The organism is Rhizobium sp. CG5, from assembly GCF_023701945.1.
Lineage (GTDB): Bacteria > Pseudomonadota > Alphaproteobacteria > Rhizobiales > Rhizobiaceae > Allorhizobium.
Window position 1 is genome coordinate 176,217 of the sequence record NZ_JABAEF010000001.1, and the last position, 17,309, is coordinate 193,525.

Here is a 17,309-nt window from a genome sequence, read left to right on the forward strand (position 1 = left end):
ATGCCGGATGCCGATATTTCCCGCAAGCAGAAACGCTCGCAACATGTCTGCTGCGAGCGTTCCGATTTTTCCAATGTGATTGAGCTGGGCTCAGGCCTTCGGCTTGCGCGGCTTCTTCTTGTCAAAGGAGGGGGCGCCATCGAATTTCGGCTTGCCGGCATAGGCCGGTTTGTCGCCCTTCGGCTTCCAGGCCGGCTTGTCGCCGGTGGCGGCCTTCGGCGCATCGCCCCAGACTTCGCGGTCGGCCTTGACCAGGTCGTCGTCGCGGCGCTTGCCGGCATAGGGCTTCTTATCCGCATAAGGCTTCTTGTCGCCGAATGCCTTCTTCTCGCCGTAGGGTTTCTTATCGGCATAGGGTTTCTTATCGGCGTAAGGCTTCTTGTCGCCAGCCGGCGCACGGCCGCCGCTCAAGTCCGGAACGCCGTCGATCGCCTTGACGGTAATGCCGCGTTCCAGCGCCTTGTTGGGGCCGAGCGCGTCCATGAAGCGCTCGGCGCTGCCGGCGGCGATCTCTACGAAGGTTTCGTCCTGCTGCATCTTGATCGCGCCGATATCCACCTTGGTCAGCTGGCCATGGCGGCAGATCATCGGGATCAGCCAGCGCGGCTCGGCGCTCTGCTTGCGGCCGACCGACAGCGAGAACCACTTGCTGGGACCGAAGGCCGGATCCGGGCCGCGGCTGGGCGACGGGGCGAAGTCTTCGCCTTCGCGGCGCTTGCGCTCCGGCGTCAGGGCGACGTCGATCAGGTCTTCGGGGGCAGAGCGGTTGTTGCGATAGAGCCGGACGAAGGCGGCGGCGATCTGTTCGGCGCCGTGCTTTTCCAGAAGCTCGGCAATGAACGGACGCTCGTCATCGGTCAGCGGCACGGAAAAGGCCGGATCGGCCAGCACGCGCTCGTCGTCGCGGCGCAGGATATCGTCGGCCGATGGCGGCTTTGCCCAGGTGGCGTCGATATTGGCATTCTGCAGCAGGCGTTCGGCGCGGCGGCGGCCGCTGGCCGGCACGATCAGCGCCGAGACGCCCTTGCGGCCGGCGCGACCGGTACGGCCGCTGCGATGCAGCAATGTGTCGGGATTGGTCGGCAGGTCGGCATGGATGACCAGTTCGAGGCCGGGTAAGTCGATGCCGCGGGCGGCAACGTCGGTGGCGATGCAGACGCGGGCGCGACCGTCGCGCATGGCCTGCAGCGCGTGGGTGCGCTCGTTCTGGCTGAGTTCGCCGGACAGGGCGACCACGGCAAAGCCGCGATTGTTGAAGCGGGCGGTCAGATGGTTGACGGCGGCGCGCGTCTGGCAGAACACGATGGCGTTCTTGGCATCATAATAGCGCAACACGTTGATGATGGCATTCTCGCGGTCGGACGGGGCGACGACCAGAGCGCGGTAGTCGATGTCGACATGCTGCTTGGCCTCGGCTGCGGTCTGCAGGCGCACGGCATTGCGCTGGTAGTTCTTGGCGAGATCGGCGATGGCGCGCGGCACGGTGGCCGAGAACATCAGAGTGCGGCGTTCTTCAGGGGAAGCCTGCAGGATGAATTCCAGATCGTCGCGGAAGCCGAGGTCGAGCATTTCGTCGGCTTCGTCCAGCACCACGGCGCGCAGGCCGGACAGATCCAGCGAGTTGCGGGTGATATGGTCGCGCAGGCGGCCCGGTGTGCCGACGACGATATGGGCGCCGCGGTCGAGCGCCCGGCGCTCGTTGCGCATGTCCATGCCGCCGACGCAGGAGGTGATGACGGCGCCGGTCAGTTCATAGAGCCATTCCAGCTCGCGCATGACCTGCAGGGCGAGTTCGCGGGTCGGCGCGATGGCGAGCGCCAAAGGTGCCTCGGCCTTGCCGAAGCGTTCGGCCGTTCCCAGCAGCGTCGGGGCGAGCGCCAGGCCGAAGGCCACGGTCTTGCCCGAACCGGTCTGGGCCGAAACCAGTGCGTCGGCTCCGTTCAGCTCGCCATCCAGGACTGCCTTCTGGACGGGGGTGAGGTCGAGGTAACCGCGCTTGCGCAAGGCCTCGGCGATCGCCGGGACGATGCCGTCAAATTGTGTCATGAGGTCCGTCTTTCGAAATTCTGTTCACTTGCACCCGTAGCCGATGGTGCAATCGGGCGGCCATAGGCGCCGCTCCCGCGCCAGCGCGGGTCATTCCTGATGGGCCGTTCCTACTTTGCAATCGTCGCATTGTATAGAGCCGAAACGCAGCCACTGGCGAGAAAAGCCGCCCGGCCGGCCGAATTTGCGGCCGGGACGGCTGTTTCGGTCTCAATGACGGTTGATTCGCGCCATGGAATAGGCATCGACATAGGATCCCGCCCGAAAGGCGAAATCCTGCAACCGGCCCTCGCGAACGAAGCCGAAGCTTTCATAGAGAGCGATGGCGCCGGTATTGTCGATAAAGACCGTCAGTTCCAGGCGCGCCAGGTTCAACCAGTCATCGGCGATCGCGACGATTTCGCCGAGCAGCGCCCGGCCGATGCCGCGCCGCTGATAGGCGTCATGCACGCCCATGCCGATGCCGGCGGCGTGCGAGCGGCGTCCGACGAAGCGATTGAGGCCGATATCGCCGACGATCATCCCGTCCATGACCGCGACGAGCGAGACGCTGCCGGGATTCTCGGATTCGATGAACTTGCGCACGTCCTCAAGCTTCGGATAGGGCAGGCGCAGGGTGCCGGCGCGAAAGCCTGGCTGCTGCTGCATGGCGGTGATCCCTTCGGCATCGGCCGCGGCGCGAGCGCGGATGACAAGACCCTCGGGCCAGGCGCTGGCGGCATTGATCGGATTTATGGGCGGGATGTCAGGCATGCTACTCTCCATCTTTGGTGCCGGGAGAGCAGGCGTTTTTAGAACCCTACTCGCCTCGGTAGGGTTCGCCGGATGATCGTGCCGTTATCGACGCAACCGTGCTCCCGCGCCCTCGATGAGGACGGTGGTGGAGACGGTCATATGCAGGGTCGAAGCGACAGCGTTCATCCCGATATGGTGTTGGCGATCGGTGGCGATGTCAAGCCTTGGCCGGCCCGCCGGTTTGCCAGGTCGCTGCACAGGCTATAATGAGTGCGAATCGTCCTCATCCTGAATGGTCCGTCCGTTGAAAGCCATCGCCATCGATTTCGAGACTGCCAACGAAATGCGGGGCAGCGCCTGCTCGGTGGGGCTTGCCTTCATCGAGGACGGTGTCGTGACCCGGGTTGAGGAGCGCATGATTCGGCCGAAGGTGATGCGGTTTTCCTCCTTCAATACAGCCATTCACGGGATCCGCCCGGAACATGTCGAGGACGCCGGCGAGTTTCCCGAAGTGATGGACGAATTCGCCGACGATTTCGCAGGCGCCACGATGATCGCCCACAATGCGGCCTTCGACTTCAGCGTCTGGCGCTCGACGCTGGACCTCTACCGCCAGCCCTATCCGGCGTTCCAGTATCTGTGCAGCGTCAAGCTGGCCCAAAAAGTCTGGCCACATCTGCCGTCCCACAAGCTGAATATCCTGGCCCAGCATCTGGGCCTGCGCTTCGTGCACCATAATGCCGCCGAAGATGCCGTGGTCTGCGCCAGCGCCACCATCGCCATGGCGCGTCAGGCGGGCGTCGGGGCCATCCTGGACCTGGCCGCCAAGATCGGCATGCGGCCGGGCCGGCTGCATGCCACGGGTTACGAATCCTGCTCGGTGCGCAAGGGCACGCTGCACGTCTTGTAACGATCTGCCACTCCCTTATGTAATGCAGCAACGCAATCCTCTGGGAGCCTGTCGATGTCCTACAAACTTCTCATTGCCGCCGGTGTGGCAACCCTTTCCCTTGCCGGCGGGATGGCGCTCGCCGAAGAGGTGGGCAAGGTCGGTGTCGACTGGGTCGGCAACGATATTGTCGTCGATGCCGTCAGCGATCCCGAGGTCAAGGGCGTGACCTGCCATGTCACCTATTTCGACCGCTCGATCATCGACCGTCTGTCAAAGGGCAACTGGTTCGAGGATCCGTCCAACAATTCGATCGCCTGCCGCCAGACCGGGCCGATCGAGATCGGCGATATCGACCTGTCAAAGGATGGCGACGAAGTGTTCCGCGAGGGCATGTCGCTGATCTGGAAGGCGCTGGTCGTCAACCGCATCTACGACAAGCAGAACGACACGCTGATCTATCTGGCACATTCGCGACAGGTGGTCGATGGATCGGCGAAGATGGCCATTTCGACGGTGCCGCTGTTTGGACAGCAGGTGGTGTGGAAGAACGGGAAACCGCAGTAAGGGCGCCCGACAGCCTGGGCTGAACAGCATTCAGCCCAAAAAAGGTCTGTCAATTCGTCGAATGACGTACCCCTTTGCGCGGAACTACACTTTTTAAGCGTGAGAAATTCAGGCAAGTTATCGGGGCGTGAAGACGACCGGTGGCGAAAACCCCATCGTTCCGGTCTCACTCCTGTTCACGTTCTGCCTATGCATTGATCCAATCTGCTGGATCAACGGAAATCGCCCTGGAAATCCTCCAGGGCGATTTTTTATTCAATCGATTAGCCAGCTGATAACGCTAGCCTTATCTTATTGAATTAACGGACGTAAACGGTCTTGCCGCCATTGGCTGCAGTCTGAATGGCCACGACGTTCTGCAACTGAACATTCTTGGCTTCCAGGGACATCCGCAGCGATTCGTTGGTGGCGATCTCGTCCTGGGCGGCCTTCATGGTCTGCGGCGATGCATTGGTGACCGTGTCGGGAATCGCGCTACCGCTGGAGGAGCCGGTGTTTGCCGGGATGACGACGATCGACAGCATGTCATCGGTCATCATCATCGCCTTCTGCGTGGTCGTGGCAGTGGCAGCCGAGCTGGCGGCAGGAGGAGTCGTCTGGGCAAGAGCAACGCCGCCCAGAGCCGATACGGACATCATAGACGCGAGAGCAATCTTCAAAATCTTGGACATGGTGTTTCTCCTTAGCATGGTTTTTTTCGCCCGGACCGCCTCGTGCGGACCCGGTCAAACCGTTGTTTCCATTAGCGAAGGATAAACACGCCAAGGCCCTGGATGTTCCGATGAACACCAGGGCTATTTTTGCCAGCCGATAACACCGCCGAGAGAATCAGCGTCAATTCAGGTCCGGGACGCTGCCAAGATTATGCGAAGCGCCACCTTGTCCGTCGATCGCTCAGGCCGCCTGGGCCAGTTCGTCGGCGATGACAGTGTCGAGGTTGAGGAAGCAGACCATCGACTTCTCCAGGGCGACAATGCCGCGGCAGAAGGCGCGCTGCTCTTCGGGAATGATTTCCGGCGCAGGCTGCAGATCTTCGCCGCGGATGGTCATCATGTCGGAGACCTGTTCGACCAGCAGGCCGACCAGCTTGCCGGCAATGTCGGTGACGATGATGGCGGCGCGCTCCGAAGGGTCGGTCATTTTCATGCCGAGACGGCATGCCATGTCGATGACCGGGATCACGGCGCCGCGCAGGTTGATGAGGCCGAGAACGTAAGGGGGCGTGTGGGGCATCGGCGTTACCGGAGCCCAGCCGCGGATTTCGCGGATCGCCATGATGTCGATGCAGAACTCCTGGTCTCCAAGATGAAAGGAGACGATTTCCAGATAGGCGCCGGACTGTTTAATGGCATTGGACATGATCAAAATTCTTCCCAGTTTTCTTTGGCGGCTGCCGAATTCGGCGCGGCAGACGACGTGCTTCGGTTAAATGCGCCCGCAACCTTGCCCATGAGGCTCCTTGCGGGTGACGGTTTGGGTTCTGCGGAGGACGTCACGGCCTCCGGTCCACGGTTCGCCACTCGCTGGCGTCCGTCGATCCTGAACTGGCCGACGAGGCGGCCGAGGTTTTCTGCATCGCTGGCCAGGGTATGGCTTGCGGCATTGGTCTGTTCCACCATCGCGGCGTTCTGCTGCGTCACCTGGTCCATCTGGCCGATGGCCGAGTTGATTTCGCTGAGGCCCACGGATTGTTCGCGGGCCGAGGTGACGATCGACTTGACGTGGTCGTTGATCCGCAACACATCCTCGCCGATGCGATGCAGCGCCTCGCCGGTGGCCGTCACCAGGTCGACGCCGGTCTTGACCTCGACATTCGACTTGCTGACCAGCGATTTGATGTCGCGGGCGGCATCCGCGGCGCGACCGGCCAAAGCGCGCACTTCCTGGGCGACTACCGCAAAGCCCTTGCCGGCCTCTCCGGCGCGGGCCGCTTCGACGCCGGCATTGAGGGCCAGCAGGTTGGTCTGGAAGGCGATTTCGTCGATGACGTTGATGATCTTGCCGATTTCGCCGGTGGCGCCTTCAATGCGCTCCATGGCGGCCATGGCATCGTTCACCACCGATCCCGATGATTCGGCGTAGTTCTTGGCATTGTCGACCATGTGGCTGGCATGTTCGGCCTGTTCGGTCGAATTGCGAACGGTGGCCGTGATCTGGTCGAGGGCCGCCGAGGTTTCCTCAAGCGAGGCCGCCTGCTGTTCGGTGCGGCGGGCGAGATCGTCTGCCGCCGTGCGCATCTGGTTGGCGTTGGCCTGGATCGAGCTGCTGTTGCTGGCGATTTCGCCCATGACGCTTTGAAGGTTCTGGGTCACCTTGTTGAAATCGTTGCGCAGGCGGTCGAGGTCGCCGTGGAAGGGCTGGTCGATGGCGGCCGACAGGTCGCCATCGGAAAGCTTGGTAAGCCCAAGCGCCAGGGCATCGACGGCGGATTTCACGGCCTGGGCATCGGCGAAGCTTTCGGCTTCGCGGGCGGCGCGTTCCTGCTCGTTGCGCTGGCGGGCTTCGGCGGTGCTGGTTTCCAGGTTGCGCTTTTCGATGGCGGCGAGCCGGAAAATATCGGCCGAGCGGGCGATGTCGCCGATTTCATCGCTGCGATCGTTTTCCGTCAGGGTTTGCGCATAGTCACCATCGATGATCCGCTGCATGCTGGCGCGGACTGTGCGGATGCCGTTGACGATGGCGTTGGCATGAATGAACTGCAGCGCCAGAACGGTCAGCAGCGCGAGCAGCCCCAGGCCGGTCTGCAGGGTCAGCGACAGGCGCGAGGCCTCGGTTGCCTCTGTGACACGCTCTTTCTGAAGCCCGCCTGCCAGCGCCGAAATGTCGTTTAGCGTCTTGGCAAGTCCTGCGCCGGCTCCGTCGATGGCGTCATCGATCTTGGCGTAGGTGCTCTCGTCAGCACCGGTCTCGACCAGCACCTTGAGATCCACAGCGATCGCCTGGCGCAGAGCTGCCAGATCGGCGTCGTAATTTGCGGCAAGTGCCGGCTGGCCGACGTCTTCCGCAGCCGCCTTCAATATGGCCGATCCCTCGGCCAGTGTCTTGCCAGCGGCCTCGATGGTCGCCATGCGCTCGGGCTGGATCTTGCCTTCGCCGCGGTCGATGATGGTGTCCATGGCTGCCAGGACCAGTTCGCCATTGGCAAGGCGCATCTCGTTGATGCGCTCGAGATCCTGCTGCAATGTGATGGTCCGGTTGAGGGCGTTGTCGACGCGGCTGTTCTGGTAGAAGCCCACCGCGACCATGGAGGCTATGCCGCAGACAGCGGCGCCGCCAAGGGTCATCATGCGTTGCCTTACGGAAAGCCTGCGGCCCGAAATGATATCAAACATGCGTCCCCTCGAATCCACCCGGATGCCGGTCTGTCGTGCCGGTCTTTGAAACTTGCATGCGGAGTGCCGGGGGACTTGGAGACTTCGGCGGACGTCATGTCACTGCAATCGTTGGATTGCCTTCGCCCATTGAGAATCTCAAAGAGTGGTTAAACTTCCGCTAATAATATTCGCAGTCGATAATATAGCGGAACAAAAAGCTGCTATTTTACAGCAATGGCGCGCTTGTAGAGATGCCAGGTGGCGTGACCCAGCGGCGGCAGGACAAAGAAGAGGCCGAGAAACGCCGGAATCATCGACAGAATCGCTGCCGCCGCCACGACGAAGCCGAAGCTCAGCATGGCCAGAGGGTTTTCGGTCACGGTGCGCAGGCTGGTGATCATGGCAGTAATGAAATCGATGTCGTGATCGAGCAGCAGGGGAATTGCGATGACCGTCAGCGAGAAGAGCAGGGTGGCGACGACGGCGCCGACAACCGTGCCGACGGCGAGGAACAGAATGCCCTCGGGGGTGGTGGTGACCACGGTGACAAAGGCGGCCAGCGAGGCGGGAATCTTGAAGCCGAGGAAGAGGGCCAGCAGCAGGCGGACCTGGTAGACCCAGATCCAGAACACAAACAGCACGACAAAGGCCATCCAGGACAATTGCCGCTCCCGTTGGCGAAAGACCTCGGCCAGCACGCCGCGCCAGGTGACGGTCAAGCCGGCCCCGTGGCGGCGGCTGATCTCGTAGAGGCCGACGGCAACGAACGGTCCGATCAGCGGAAAGCCGATGGCCACCGGAATGATCATCCAGGGAAGATGGTAGACGGCAAGGGTCACGACGATGAACAGGCCGCCGATGGCATAGATGCCGCCGAAGAACAGGCCGAACAGCGGAAAGCGCATGAAATCCCGCCATCCATCCAGAAGCGAGGCGCGGACATCGGCCAAACCCAGCGGATTGATATGCAGTCTCGGCACTGCGACGGTGCCCGCCAGTTTATCGTCCATCCGTCCCTCCCAAGACCTGTCGGCAAGAGATGACGCTAGTGCCAAAGGCCCCGATCAATCCTTGACGATCATCAAGCGGTGACGGTTTGGCGTCAAAATTTGCGCTTTGCCAGAAGAGCAATCAACGATATCCTGCGACGATGCAACGGATCGACAGCCTCGCGCCGCGTTTTCTGGTCACTGCCCTGGGCCTGCTCCTTGGCGCAGCGCTGGTCGTCGTGGCGTTTGCCGGATGGATCCGCTATGGCGCGGAGATCGTCATCAGCCTGTCGGAAAGCGGCCTGTCATTCTGCTTCTAGCACGGATGCTCCCGAGTGCCTTGTCTCACATGACGGATGGCGAGACAAAAGCGCGCAATCCTGCGTTTTCACGTTCAGTTAATTTGCATGCACACCGCGCCCGGAGTATCAGCGAGCGACGCGGTTGTACCGGTGGCTTTGGCAGCGGTGCGGACCCATGCCTCAAGGATTGCTGACAATGAAGACATTTCGCATCGTACTTTGGGTGGCCGTTCTGGCCTGCGCCGGTCTTCTCGGCTGGCTGACGTTGGAAATCACCCGCTCCAAACAGGATATTGCCGAGGCGCCGTTTGGCGTGCCTTTCGCGCTGACCGATCAGACCGGACAGCCGATCACCGAGCAGGCCTTCCGCGGCAAGCCGACCGCGCTGTTCTTCGGCTTTACCCATTGCCCCGAGGTGTGCCCGACCACGCTGTTCGAACTGAACAACTGGCTGACCAAGATTGATCCGGACGGCTCGCGCCTGCATGCCTTCTTCGTCACCGTCGATCCCGAGCGCGATACGCCGGCGCTGCTGGGCGCCTATATTGCCAATGTCACCGACCGGGTGATCGGCATTGCCGGCGAACCATCCAAGGTGGCCGAGGTGATCAAGGGCTTCCGGGTCTACGCCAAGAAGGTGCCGCTCGACGAGACCAAGCCCGACGGCGACTATACGATGGATCACACGGCATCGGTCTTCCTGCTGGATGCAGACGGCCGCTTCGTCGGCACGATTGCCTATGGCGAAAACCCCGATGTGGCGGAACAGAAGCTGAAGAACCTGCTCAAGGGATAAGAGCCGACCGCCAGCGCCGATTGGCGACTACTGTGTCGCCGGTTGCCAGACGCGCACAGGCATTGTACCGGAAGCGCAGAGGCGCGCCACGGTGCGCGCCATCCCATCCCGTCCAGAATGGAAGACCGAGCCTTGAGCGACATCCGCCTATACGTGACCACCGGAGAAACGCAGGCCGGCGAAATTCTCGACCTGATGACGATCGCCTTCATCGAGGAGGATTATCCGATCGCCACCAACGAGATCGACGAAAAGAACGATGTCTGGGAGGCCTCGATCTATCTGATGGCCGACGAGGAGGATGTCATCCGCGAACGGCTGGCGGCGGCGCTGAAGCCCGGCTTTCCCGATGCGGTTATCCACAAGGAGGTCATCCCCGATATCGACTGGATCGCCAAATCCCTGGAAGGGCTGAGCCCGGTCCGGGCCGGGCGGTTCCTGGTGCACGGGTCGCACGACCGCGACAAGGTGCGGGCCAATGACCTGGCGATCGAGATCGATGCCGGCCAGGCGTTCGGCACCGGCCATCATGGCACCACGGCGGGTTGCCTGGAGATGATCGATCAGGTGATGCGGGCCTATCCGGTCACCAATGCGCTGGATCTGGGAACCGGCAGCGGCGTGCTGGCGATTGCCGTGCGCAAGCTGCATCCCGTGCCGGTTCTGGCCACGGATATCGACCCGATCGCCGTGCGTGTGGCGCGCGAAAACGGCCGCCGCAACGGCATCGCCTCCGGCATCGATTTTCGCACCGCGCCGGGCTTCCACTCCACGGCTTTTGCCAGCCACGGGCCGTTCGACCTGATCATCGCCAATATCCTGGCGCGGCCGCTGATGAAGATGGCGCCGCAGCTCAGCGCCCATCTGGCAGTCGGCGGCTCGGTGATCCTGTCGGGCATTCTGGCGGCGCAGCGCTGGAAGGTGATTGCCGCCTACAATGGCGCGGGCCTCAAGCATGTCAGGACGATCTGGCGCAATGGCTGGGTGACGATCCACCTGCGATAGGCCGAAGCTATTTGGCCGGATCGCCGATGCCAGCGATCCATGTTGCATCGCAGTATTGCATTATGCGCATATCGGCCGCACTTTTCCGGCCAGCGGCGGACATGCAAAAGGCGGCATCATGGATGCCGCCTTGCAGATCAGTTTGTGCTGATCATCCCGCGAGCTTGAGGAGGAGGAGAGCGCTCAAGCGGGTTACGTATTCCAAAGGCCGGGCCAGCTGGGAGGAGGAGTGCCGGACCGGGTCTTGATCAGAATACGTAGTTGTTTGCACCCTTGCGGCGCAGTTCTTCGCGGCTTGTGCCCATGCCCTTCAACGTTTCGTCGTCGAGGTTCAGGAGGGCGCCGTTCACGTAACGGCTCGCCTGACGTTCGCGTGCCGCTACCACGCGCTGGTATGCATCACGGAAGAAGGAGTTTGCCATTGTCTTTGTCCTTTGGTTCGGAAGCCATCTGGCCGCCGTTCGATGAGGAGAATATAGGCGCTTCCGACCGGTTCAGGCAGAGGGTTTGCCTCATGGGTGTTATGCATTCAGTGCATAGGCGCGTTCAAAATCCGGGAAAATCGCTCGAAGTTGCGCAAAATCTGGGCAGCTGCACTGAGGATCTTCCTGCTGCGACGCAGCAAGGGTGTGGGGCCGAGGTTCTGGCTTGCGGGGGACTTGGCGAACACGCGGTTGCTTTCACATGGGCCGGGGGTGGATTCTCCTGACCGCTGGTATAGCATCCGCGCCAATCGTTTTCATTTCTTCAGGCAGGCCGATTCCATGTTCCAATCCTTTGACGTCACCTCCACGCCGCAGTTCGGAAAACAACGGGTGGAGGCGCTGCGGACGCGTTTCGAGGCGCTGGGCATCGACGGGTTCCTGGTGCCGCGCGCCGACGAGTATCAGGGCGAATATGTGCCGGCCTCGGCCGAGCGGCTGGCCTGGCTCACCGGCTTTACCGGATCGGCGGGGCAGGTGCTGGTGACCGCGACCCAGGCCGTGGTCTTTGTCGATGGCCGTTATGTGACGCAGTTGGCCGAACAGGTCGATGGCGCCGTGTTTAGCGGCGGCGATCTGGTCGGCGAACCGCCGCATCTCTGGCTTTCGGCGCATGCCGTGAAGGGCTTTCGCCTTGGCATCGATCCGTGGCTGCATACCAGCGCCGAGGTCAGAAGGCTGGAAAAGGCGCTGGCGGGGCTGGACGGTTCGCTGGTGTTTGTCTCGGAAAACCCGCTGGATGCCATCTGGGACAACCGTCCCGCCGAACCGCTGGGTGCGGTTGCGATCCAGACCGACAGCTATGCCGGCGTGCTGGCCAAGGACAAGATCGCCAGGATCTGCAGCGAGCTGACCGACAAAGGCCATGCGGCCGTGCTGGTCACCGATCCCTCCTCGATCGCCTGGATCTTCAACATCCGCGGCAGCGACGTGCCGCACACCCCGCATCCGCTGGCCCGCGCCATACTCTATGCGGATGGCAGCGCCGATCTGTTTCTCGACAAGCGCAAGACCGGTATCGAGGTCGAGGCCTACCTTGGCCAGCTCTGCGTGCAGCGCCCGCCCAGCGAGTTGACCGAGCGGCTTGCGGCACTCGCCGGGCAGGGGGGGCGCATTTTGGTGGATCCCGATCTGGCGCCCTTTGCGCTCTGCGAGCTGATCCGCGCCCATGGTGGCACGATCGTCGAAGCCCATGATCCGGCCAAGATCCCGCGGGCGGTGAAAAACACGGTCGAGCTCAATGGATCGGCTGCCGCCCATCTGCAGGATGGCGTGGCCATGGTCGAGTTTCTCTATTGGCTGGAGCAGAACCATCCGGGCAATGTCACGGAGATCGGCGCCACGAAGGCTCTCGAAGCCGCGCGCCGGCAGGTGGGCGAGCGCATGCAGAACCCGTTGCGCGACATTTCCTTCGATACGATTTCGGGCGCGGGCGAGCATGCCGCGATCATGCATTACCGGGTGACGACGGCGAGCGACCGGCCGATCCGCTCCGGCGAGATGTTCCTGATCGATTCCGGCGGGCAATATGTCAACGGCACTACCGACATCACCCGCACGGTGGCGATCGGCGCGGTTCCCGAGGAACAGAAGCGCTTCTTCACGCTGGTGCTGAAGGGCATGATCGCCATCAGCACGGCGCGTTTTCCAAAGGGGTCGCGCGGCTGCGATCTCGATCCGCTGGCGCGCATCGCGCTGTGGAAGGCCGGCGCCGATTTCGCCCATGGCACCGGCCATGGCGTCGGCTCGTTCCTCTCCGTGCACGAAGGGCCGCAGCGCATCTCGCGGCTGTCGACGCAGGAACTGCTGCCCGGCATGATCCTTTCCAACGAGCCCGGCTATTATCGCCCCGGCGCCTTCGGCATCCGCATCGAGAACCTCGTCTATGTGCGCGAGGCGGAAGCGGTCGAGGGCGGCGATCTGCCGATGCTCAGCTTCGAGACGCTGACCTTCGTGCCGATCGACAAATATCTTGTCACGACCGAGATGCTGACGCGCGAAGAGCTGCACTGGCTGGACGCTTATCACCAGCGCACGCGCGACGAGTTGATGCCTTTGATCCACGATCCGAAGATCCGCGACTGGCTTGAGCTGGCGACGGAACCGTTCAGCCGATAAAATACCGGGCGGCCAGAACGACGATCCAGCCGATGATCAGCATTGGAATGGCCGAGAGGCGCAGGCCCACCAGAAGGGCGGCCGTCATGGCCAGCTTGACATCCGTCCCGCCGGCAAAGAAGGCCGGCGCGACCAGGGTCGTCAGCACCGCGGCCGGAACGGCGTTGAGGGCCGCCTCAAGGCGGGGCGGCATGGCATTGAGGCGCGAGATCAGCAGGTAGCCGGCGATGCGGGTCACATAGGTGGCGGCAGCGCTCATCAGGATCAGCAGCACCATCTGCGGGGTGAAAAATTCGCTCATTCGGCGGCTCCGCCATGCTGTGCCAGGCCGTCGGCAGCCTTAGGATCGGGCTTGCGCGGCGGCAGCAGTGCGGCGACGATCACGCCGGCCAGTGCGCCGAGGCTGACATGCCAGGGGGAGCCGACATAGCGGTAGGCCAGGACGGAGGCCGCTGCACTGACGACGACGACCGCCAAGAAATTGTCGCGCCGGCGGAAGCCAAGCACCAGGCCCATGAAATAGATCGGCAGGAGAACGTCGATGCCCCAGGCCGCGGGGTCGCCGATCAGGCTGCCGAAGGCGGCCCCCACCGCCGTCATCGACACCCAGGGCACATAGAGCGTCGTGGCAAATCCCAGGTACCAGACAAACGACACCGGGGTGTCCCGCTCGCCGCGGGCAAGCGTCTGGGCAAATTGCGGATCAGTCAGGAGAAACAGGGCAAGGGCCTTCTGCGGGCCGGTGAAATGGCCGACGAAGGGGGCAATCGCTGCCGAATAGAGCACATGGCGGAAATTGACCGCAAAGACCGACAGCACGATCAGCCAGGCGGGCACGTGGTGACCGAACAGCTCGATGCCGACCAATTGGCTGGCACCGGCAAAGACGGTGGCGCTCATCAAGGTCGCCTCGGCGACGGTCAGATGATTGCCGACCGCGATGGCGCCGAACAGGGCGGCAAACGGTACGGTCGAGACCAGCACAGGCAGGCTGCCGCGCATGCCTTCCAGAAAATCTGCCTTCATCGGGAAAATCGTATCCTTTTCTTTCAGCTCCTACCAAGGACACCATTGGAGAACAAACGAATAGGGCTGATGGATCAATTGATTTGGCTTAAGCGTCATCGTAGTCTGACCGAATTACCGATAGATCTCTTGCACAAAAGGATCCGGCCCATGCCCAATCTTGATTTTTCCAGGGAAGACCAGGCCGCCATCGTTCAACGGATCCAGGAGTACTTCCTGCAGGAATTCGAGCTGGAGATGGGCGGGTTCGAGGCCGAATCCGTCATGGAATTCGTGGCCGGACAGATCGGCGGCCATTTCTACAATCGCGGTCTTTACGACGCCCAGTCGGTCTTCACGGACCAGATCGAGCTCATCAACGATGCCATCTACCAGCTCGAGCGACCGACCGGCGCTTCCTCCGGCTGATTGGATCGGCCCTATCGCTTGATCTGGAACGTGTGTTCGGGGCCGGGAAACGTTCTCGCCTTGACTTCGCTGGCATAGGCCTCAACCGCGGCGGAAATGGTCGGCGCCAGTTCGGCATAATGCTTGACGAAACGCGGGCGGAATTCGTTGAACAGGCCGAGCATGTCGTCGGAGACCAGGATCTGGCCGTCGCAGGCCGGGGAGGCGCCAATGCCGATGGTCGGCGCCCGGACCGTGCCGGTGATGTCGCGGGCGAGCGGCTCGACCGTGCCCTCGATCACCATGGCAAAGGCGCCGGCCTCATCGATAGCTCTGGCATCGCGGCGGATCTTGTCGGCTTCCTGATCGTTATGGCCCTTGGAGCGATAGCCGCTGGCATTGACCTGCTGCGGCATCAGGCCGATATGGCCGAACACCGGCACGCCGCGGCTGGTCAGGAAGGCCACCGTCTCGGCCATTTCCTCGCCGCCTTCCAGCTTGACGCCGTCGCAGCCGGTTTCTTTCAGGATGCGGGCGGCATTGCGGAAGGCCTGTTCCCTGGATTCCTGATAGGCCCCGAAGGGCAGGTCGACGATGACGCAGGCGTGGTTTGCGCCGCGCATCACCGCCTGGCCATGGGCGATCATCATCTCCATCGTCACGCCGACGGTTGTCTCCAGGCCATAGATCACCATGCCGAGGCTGTCACCGACCAGCAGCAGGTCGCAATGGGGATCGAGCAGCCGGGCGATCGGCGTCGTATAGGCGGTCAGCGAGACGATCGGCCGCCGGCCTTTCATGGCAGAGATATTGCTCGGCGTCAGGCGCTTCTGGCTCGGGGGTGTGCTCATGTCAGGCGGCCTCCATGCCGGTTTGGGCGGATGCGCCGATGACGCGGTTGTCGAGCAGTCTTGTCGTGCCGATGCGCACGAAGACAAGCAAGAGGAAGGGAGCGGCGAGGGTGTCGATCTCGGCCAAGGTCTGCGGATCCCGGACGGCGACAACCTCCGGATCGGCCAGCGGTTCGCGGCGGATGAAGTCGGTAATGGCGGTCTCAAGCGTGTTGGGATCGCGCAGGCCGTGGGCATAAAGCCGCTCGGCTTCGGCCAAAGCCTGCGGCACGATGACGGCGGCGGATCGCTCGCTCGGTGACAGATAGACATTGCGCGACGAGCAGGCGAGACCGTCGGCCTCGCGCACGGTTTCAACCGGCACGACGCGCACCGGCTGGGCGAGGTCCTCCACCATGCGGCGGATGATCGCCACCTGCTGGTAATCCTTCTCGCCGAAATAGGCGGCATCCGGCTGGACGATGTTGAACAGTTTTGTGACCACGGTGGCGACGCCGGCAAAATGGCCGGGGCGGGCCGCACCTTCCAGCTCGGATCCGAGCGTCGGCACATCGACGACCGTCTGCATCGGCTGCGGATACATATCCTCGACGCCGGGCGCAAACAGGAACTCGACGCCGGCGGCCTGAAGCATGGCGCTGTCGCGGGCGAGGTCGCGGGGATATTTCGCCAGGTCCTCATGGGCGCCGAACTGCAGCGGATTGACGAAGATCGACACGACCGTCACGGCATGATCGGCCCTGGCGCGGGCGACCAGCTGCATGTGTCCCTGATGCAGATAGCCCATGGTCGGCACGAAGCCGATCGACCGGCCGCTGCGGCGGGCCGGCGCCAGCCTTGCGCGCAGATCTGCAATGGTGGTGATGGTTTCCATATCCGGCTCCTCCGCTCCCCCAATGGCGGGGCTGACCTAGCGCGGATGGCCGGGGAAATCAATCGGCGGATCGATAAGGGGGCATTCAGGCAAGCAGTGCCTCGCTGGTGACGATCTCGATGCCTCTCGCCTGCATTTCTTCGATTGCCGCCGCAACGCCGGCCGGATCGATGCCGCGTGAGGCGTCCTCGATGAACCGCACGGTGACGCCAGGCAACATGTCGACGGCATCCAGGGCCGAGAACTTGACGCAATAGTCGGTGGCCAGGCCACAGAGGTCGAGTTCGGTGACGCCTTTCGACCTGACATAGTCGGCAAGACCGGTGAGGGCCGCCTGGTCGTTGTCGCGGAAGGCGGAATAGCTGTCGACGGCGGGGTTCTGGCCCTTCTGCTGCACGAAATCAATCCTTGCCGTGTCGAGACTGCCGTGGAATTCCGCATCGCCGGTGCCCTGCACGCAATGGTCCGGCCACAACATCTGCGGCTTGCCGGAGAGTTCACCCATGTCGAACGGTGACTTGCCGGGATGCTGGGAGGCAAAGCTGCCGTGATCGGCGGGATGCCAGTCCTGCGAGGCGATGACCAGGTCGTAACGCCCGCTTGCCATCAGCGCATTGGCGATCGGCACGATCTCGTCGCCTTCGGCGACCGGCAGATTGCCGCCGGGGCAGAAACCGTTCTGGATATCGATCAGCAGCAGTGCCTTGGTCATATCGCATTTCCTTCATCTTGCGCTACCCACAGAATGGCAAGCGCAGCGACGCGGATCAAGCCCTTGAAAGCGCAGGACGAGGCCGATCCGGACCGCTTTGACAGAATGCCGCGTTCCTCGGGATTGTGATGGAACAAAACTAAAATGGCGGCGTTAGGCCCCTTGTTGGGGCCTCCACATCAGGCGGGCCGACAGCGCCCGCCTTTTTACTTAAAC

Annotated in this window: 19 protein-coding genes; 7 read left to right on the plus strand and 12 right to left on the minus strand. The window is 62.6% G+C overall.

All coding sequences use genetic code 11. The features are described 5' to 3' along the window. Positions 1-90: 90 nt before the first annotated feature. Together HGO38_RS00780 and HGO38_RS00785 are read right to left on the minus strand one after the other, a co-directional pair. Positions 91-2,046 carry a DEAD/DEAH box helicase gene (locus HGO38_RS00780; protein ID WP_250954017.1) on the minus strand — a complete coding sequence of 652 codons (1,956 nt, stop codon included), beginning with the start codon at positions 2,044-2,046 and terminating at the stop codon, positions 91-93. 210 nt (positions 2,047-2,256) lie between these two features. Continuing rightward, entirely contained in the window at positions 2,257-2,799 is a 543-nt protein-coding gene (locus HGO38_RS00785) for a GNAT family N-acetyltransferase (protein WP_250954018.1), read from the minus strand. 274 nt (positions 2,800-3,073) lie between these two features. Between HGO38_RS00785 and HGO38_RS00790 the strand changes: the two genes are divergently transcribed. Both HGO38_RS00790 and HGO38_RS00795 read left to right on the plus strand, forming a co-directional pair. Next, the gene (locus tag HGO38_RS00790; protein ID WP_250954019.1) at positions 3,074-3,691 is read left to right on the plus strand and encodes a 3'-5' exonuclease; all 618 of its coding nucleotides are present in this window, start codon (positions 3,074-3,076) and stop codon (positions 3,689-3,691) included. 54 nt (positions 3,692-3,745) lie between these two features. Continuing rightward, positions 3,746-4,237 (plus strand): CreA family protein, encoded by a 492-nt coding sequence (locus HGO38_RS00795; RefSeq protein ID WP_250954020.1) that lies wholly within the window; start codon positions 3,746-3,748, stop codon positions 4,235-4,237. A gap of 299 nt (positions 4,238-4,536) precedes the next feature. Here the strand turns inward: HGO38_RS00795 and HGO38_RS00800 are convergent, their stop codons facing one another. The 4 genes from HGO38_RS00800 to HGO38_RS00815 form a co-directional block, all read right to left on the minus strand. Next, positions 4,537-4,908: a hypothetical protein gene (locus HGO38_RS00800; RefSeq protein WP_250954021.1), complete on the minus strand. Its 372-nt coding sequence runs from the start codon at positions 4,906-4,908 to the stop codon at positions 4,537-4,539. 223 nt (positions 4,909-5,131) lie between these two features. Beyond that, positions 5,132-5,596, minus strand: coding sequence for a chemotaxis protein CheW (locus HGO38_RS00805; protein ID WP_168472641.1), 465 nt, complete (start codon positions 5,594-5,596; stop codon positions 5,132-5,134). Positions 5,597-5,598: 2 nt separating this feature from the next. Further along, positions 5,599-7,569 carry a methyl-accepting chemotaxis protein gene (locus HGO38_RS00810; protein WP_250954022.1) on the minus strand — a complete coding sequence of 657 codons (1,971 nt, stop codon included), beginning with the start codon at positions 7,567-7,569 and terminating at the stop codon, positions 5,599-5,601. A gap of 203 nt (positions 7,570-7,772) precedes the next feature. Then, a complete protein-coding gene (locus HGO38_RS00815) occupies positions 7,773-8,561 on the minus strand; it encodes a DUF2189 domain-containing protein (protein WP_250954023.1) in 789 nt (262 codons plus the stop codon). Positions 8,562-8,701: 140 nt separating this feature from the next. Here HGO38_RS00815 and HGO38_RS00820 point away from each other — a divergent pair, with 140 nt between their 5' ends. From HGO38_RS00820 to HGO38_RS00830, 3 genes are all read left to right on the plus strand, one after another. Then, positions 8,702-8,860: a hypothetical protein gene (locus tag HGO38_RS00820; protein ID WP_250954024.1), complete on the plus strand. Its 159-nt coding sequence runs from the start codon at positions 8,702-8,704 to the stop codon at positions 8,858-8,860. 178 nt (positions 8,861-9,038) lie between these two features. Next, positions 9,039-9,638: an SCO family protein gene (locus HGO38_RS00825; RefSeq protein WP_250954025.1), complete on the plus strand. Its 600-nt coding sequence runs from the start codon at positions 9,039-9,041 to the stop codon at positions 9,636-9,638. Between the two features lie 132 nt (positions 9,639-9,770). Continuing rightward, on the plus strand, positions 9,771-10,643 hold the full coding sequence (locus HGO38_RS00830) for a 50S ribosomal protein L11 methyltransferase (RefSeq protein ID WP_250954026.1): 873 nt from the start codon (positions 9,771-9,773) through the stop codon (positions 10,641-10,643). 248 nt (positions 10,644-10,891) lie between these two features. Here HGO38_RS00830 and HGO38_RS00835 read toward each other — a convergent pair whose 3' ends face one another. Then, positions 10,892-11,065, minus strand: a complete 174-nt coding sequence (locus tag HGO38_RS00835; RefSeq protein WP_250954027.1) for a hypothetical protein — start codon at positions 11,063-11,065, stop codon at positions 10,892-10,894. A 342-nt stretch (positions 11,066-11,407) separates the two neighbouring features. On the opposite strand from HGO38_RS00835, the gene HGO38_RS00840 reads away from it, so the two are divergent. Continuing rightward, positions 11,408-13,243 carry an aminopeptidase P family protein gene (locus HGO38_RS00840; RefSeq protein WP_250954028.1) on the plus strand — a complete coding sequence of 612 codons (1,836 nt, stop codon included), beginning with the start codon at positions 11,408-11,410 and terminating at the stop codon, positions 13,241-13,243. On the opposite strand, the gene HGO38_RS00845 is transcribed toward HGO38_RS00840, so the two are convergent. Both HGO38_RS00845 and HGO38_RS00850 read right to left on the minus strand, forming a co-directional pair. After that, positions 13,233-13,544, minus strand: coding sequence for an AzlD family protein (locus HGO38_RS00845; protein ID WP_250954029.1), 312 nt, complete (start codon positions 13,542-13,544; stop codon positions 13,233-13,235). The two genes, HGO38_RS00840 and HGO38_RS00845, sit on opposite strands and share 11 nt — an antisense overlap. After that, on the minus strand, positions 13,541-14,269 hold the full coding sequence (locus HGO38_RS00850; protein ID WP_250954030.1) for an AzlC family ABC transporter permease: 729 nt from the start codon (positions 14,267-14,269) through the stop codon (positions 13,541-13,543). Before HGO38_RS00850 ends, HGO38_RS00845 begins: the two co-directional genes overlap by 4 nt. 150 nt (positions 14,270-14,419) lie before the next feature. On the opposite strand from HGO38_RS00850, the gene HGO38_RS00855 reads away from it, so the two are divergent. Then, positions 14,420-14,677, plus strand: a complete 258-nt coding sequence (locus tag HGO38_RS00855; RefSeq protein WP_250954031.1) for a DUF2164 domain-containing protein — start codon at positions 14,420-14,422, stop codon at positions 14,675-14,677. 11 nt (positions 14,678-14,688) lie between these two features. Here the strand turns inward: HGO38_RS00855 and panB are convergent, their stop codons facing one another. From panB to pncA, 3 genes are all read right to left on the minus strand, one after another. After that, a complete protein-coding gene (panB, locus tag HGO38_RS00860) occupies positions 14,689-15,507 on the minus strand; it encodes a 3-methyl-2-oxobutanoate hydroxymethyltransferase (RefSeq protein WP_250954032.1) in 819 nt (272 codons plus the stop codon). Position 15,508: 1 nt separating this feature from the next. After that, positions 15,509-16,381, minus strand: a complete 873-nt coding sequence (panC, locus tag HGO38_RS00865) for a pantoate--beta-alanine ligase (protein WP_250954033.1) — start codon at positions 16,379-16,381, stop codon at positions 15,509-15,511. A gap of 85 nt (positions 16,382-16,466) precedes the next feature. Further along, complete coding sequence (gene pncA / locus HGO38_RS00870; RefSeq protein WP_250954034.1) at positions 16,467-17,093, minus strand: bifunctional nicotinamidase/pyrazinamidase; 627 nt, start codon at positions 17,091-17,093, stop codon at positions 16,467-16,469. Between the last annotated feature and the right edge of the window lie 216 nt (positions 17,094-17,309).

Excerpts from the sequence above, each read along its gene's own strand:
- HGO38_RS00810 (WP_250954022.1), bottom strand. The coding sequence starts at position 7,569 with ATGTTTGATATCATTTCGGGCCGCAGGCTTTCCGTAAGGCAACGCATG.
- HGO38_RS00840 (WP_250954028.1), top strand. The coding sequence starts at position 11,408 with ATGTTCCAATCCTTTGACGTCACCTCCACGCCGCAGTTCGGAAAACAA.
- HGO38_RS00780 (WP_250954017.1), bottom strand. The coding sequence starts at position 2,046 with ATGACACAATTTGACGGCATCGTCCCGGCGATCGCCGAGGCCTTGCGC.
- HGO38_RS00825 (WP_250954025.1), top strand. The coding sequence starts at position 9,039 with ATGAAGACATTTCGCATCGTACTTTGGGTGGCCGTTCTGGCCTGCGCC.
- HGO38_RS00795 (WP_250954020.1), top strand. The coding sequence starts at position 3,746 with ATGTCCTACAAACTTCTCATTGCCGCCGGTGTGGCAACCCTTTCCCTT.
- HGO38_RS00855 (WP_250954031.1), top strand. The coding sequence starts at position 14,420 with ATGCCCAATCTTGATTTTTCCAGGGAAGACCAGGCCGCCATCGTTCAA.
- HGO38_RS00805 (WP_168472641.1), bottom strand. The coding sequence starts at position 5,596 with ATGTCCAATGCCATTAAACAGTCCGGCGCCTATCTGGAAATCGTCTCC.
- pncA (WP_250954034.1), bottom strand. The coding sequence starts at position 17,093 with ATGACCAAGGCACTGCTGCTGATCGATATCCAGAACGGTTTCTGCCCC.
- panB (WP_250954032.1), bottom strand. The coding sequence starts at position 15,507 with ATGAGCACACCCCCGAGCCAGAAGCGCCTGACGCCGAGCAATATCTCT.
- HGO38_RS00790 (WP_250954019.1), top strand. The coding sequence starts at position 3,074 with ATGGTCCGTCCGTTGAAAGCCATCGCCATCGATTTCGAGACTGCCAAC.
- HGO38_RS00835 (WP_250954027.1), bottom strand. The coding sequence starts at position 11,065 with ATGGCAAACTCCTTCTTCCGTGATGCATACCAGCGCGTGGTAGCGGCA.
- HGO38_RS00800 (WP_250954021.1), bottom strand. The coding sequence starts at position 4,908 with ATGTCCAAGATTTTGAAGATTGCTCTCGCGTCTATGATGTCCGTATCG.
- HGO38_RS00815 (WP_250954023.1), bottom strand. The coding sequence starts at position 8,561 with ATGGACGATAAACTGGCGGGCACCGTCGCAGTGCCGAGACTGCATATC.
- HGO38_RS00845 (WP_250954029.1), bottom strand. The coding sequence starts at position 13,544 with ATGAGCGAATTTTTCACCCCGCAGATGGTGCTGCTGATCCTGATGAGC.
- HGO38_RS00785 (WP_250954018.1), bottom strand. The coding sequence starts at position 2,799 with ATGCCTGACATCCCGCCCATAAATCCGATCAATGCCGCCAGCGCCTGG.
- HGO38_RS00820 (WP_250954024.1), top strand. The coding sequence starts at position 8,702 with ATGCAACGGATCGACAGCCTCGCGCCGCGTTTTCTGGTCACTGCCCTG.
- panC (WP_250954033.1), bottom strand. The coding sequence starts at position 16,381 with ATGGAAACCATCACCACCATTGCAGATCTGCGCGCAAGGCTGGCGCCG.
- HGO38_RS00850 (WP_250954030.1), bottom strand. The coding sequence starts at position 14,269 with ATGAAGGCAGATTTTCTGGAAGGCATGCGCGGCAGCCTGCCTGTGCTG.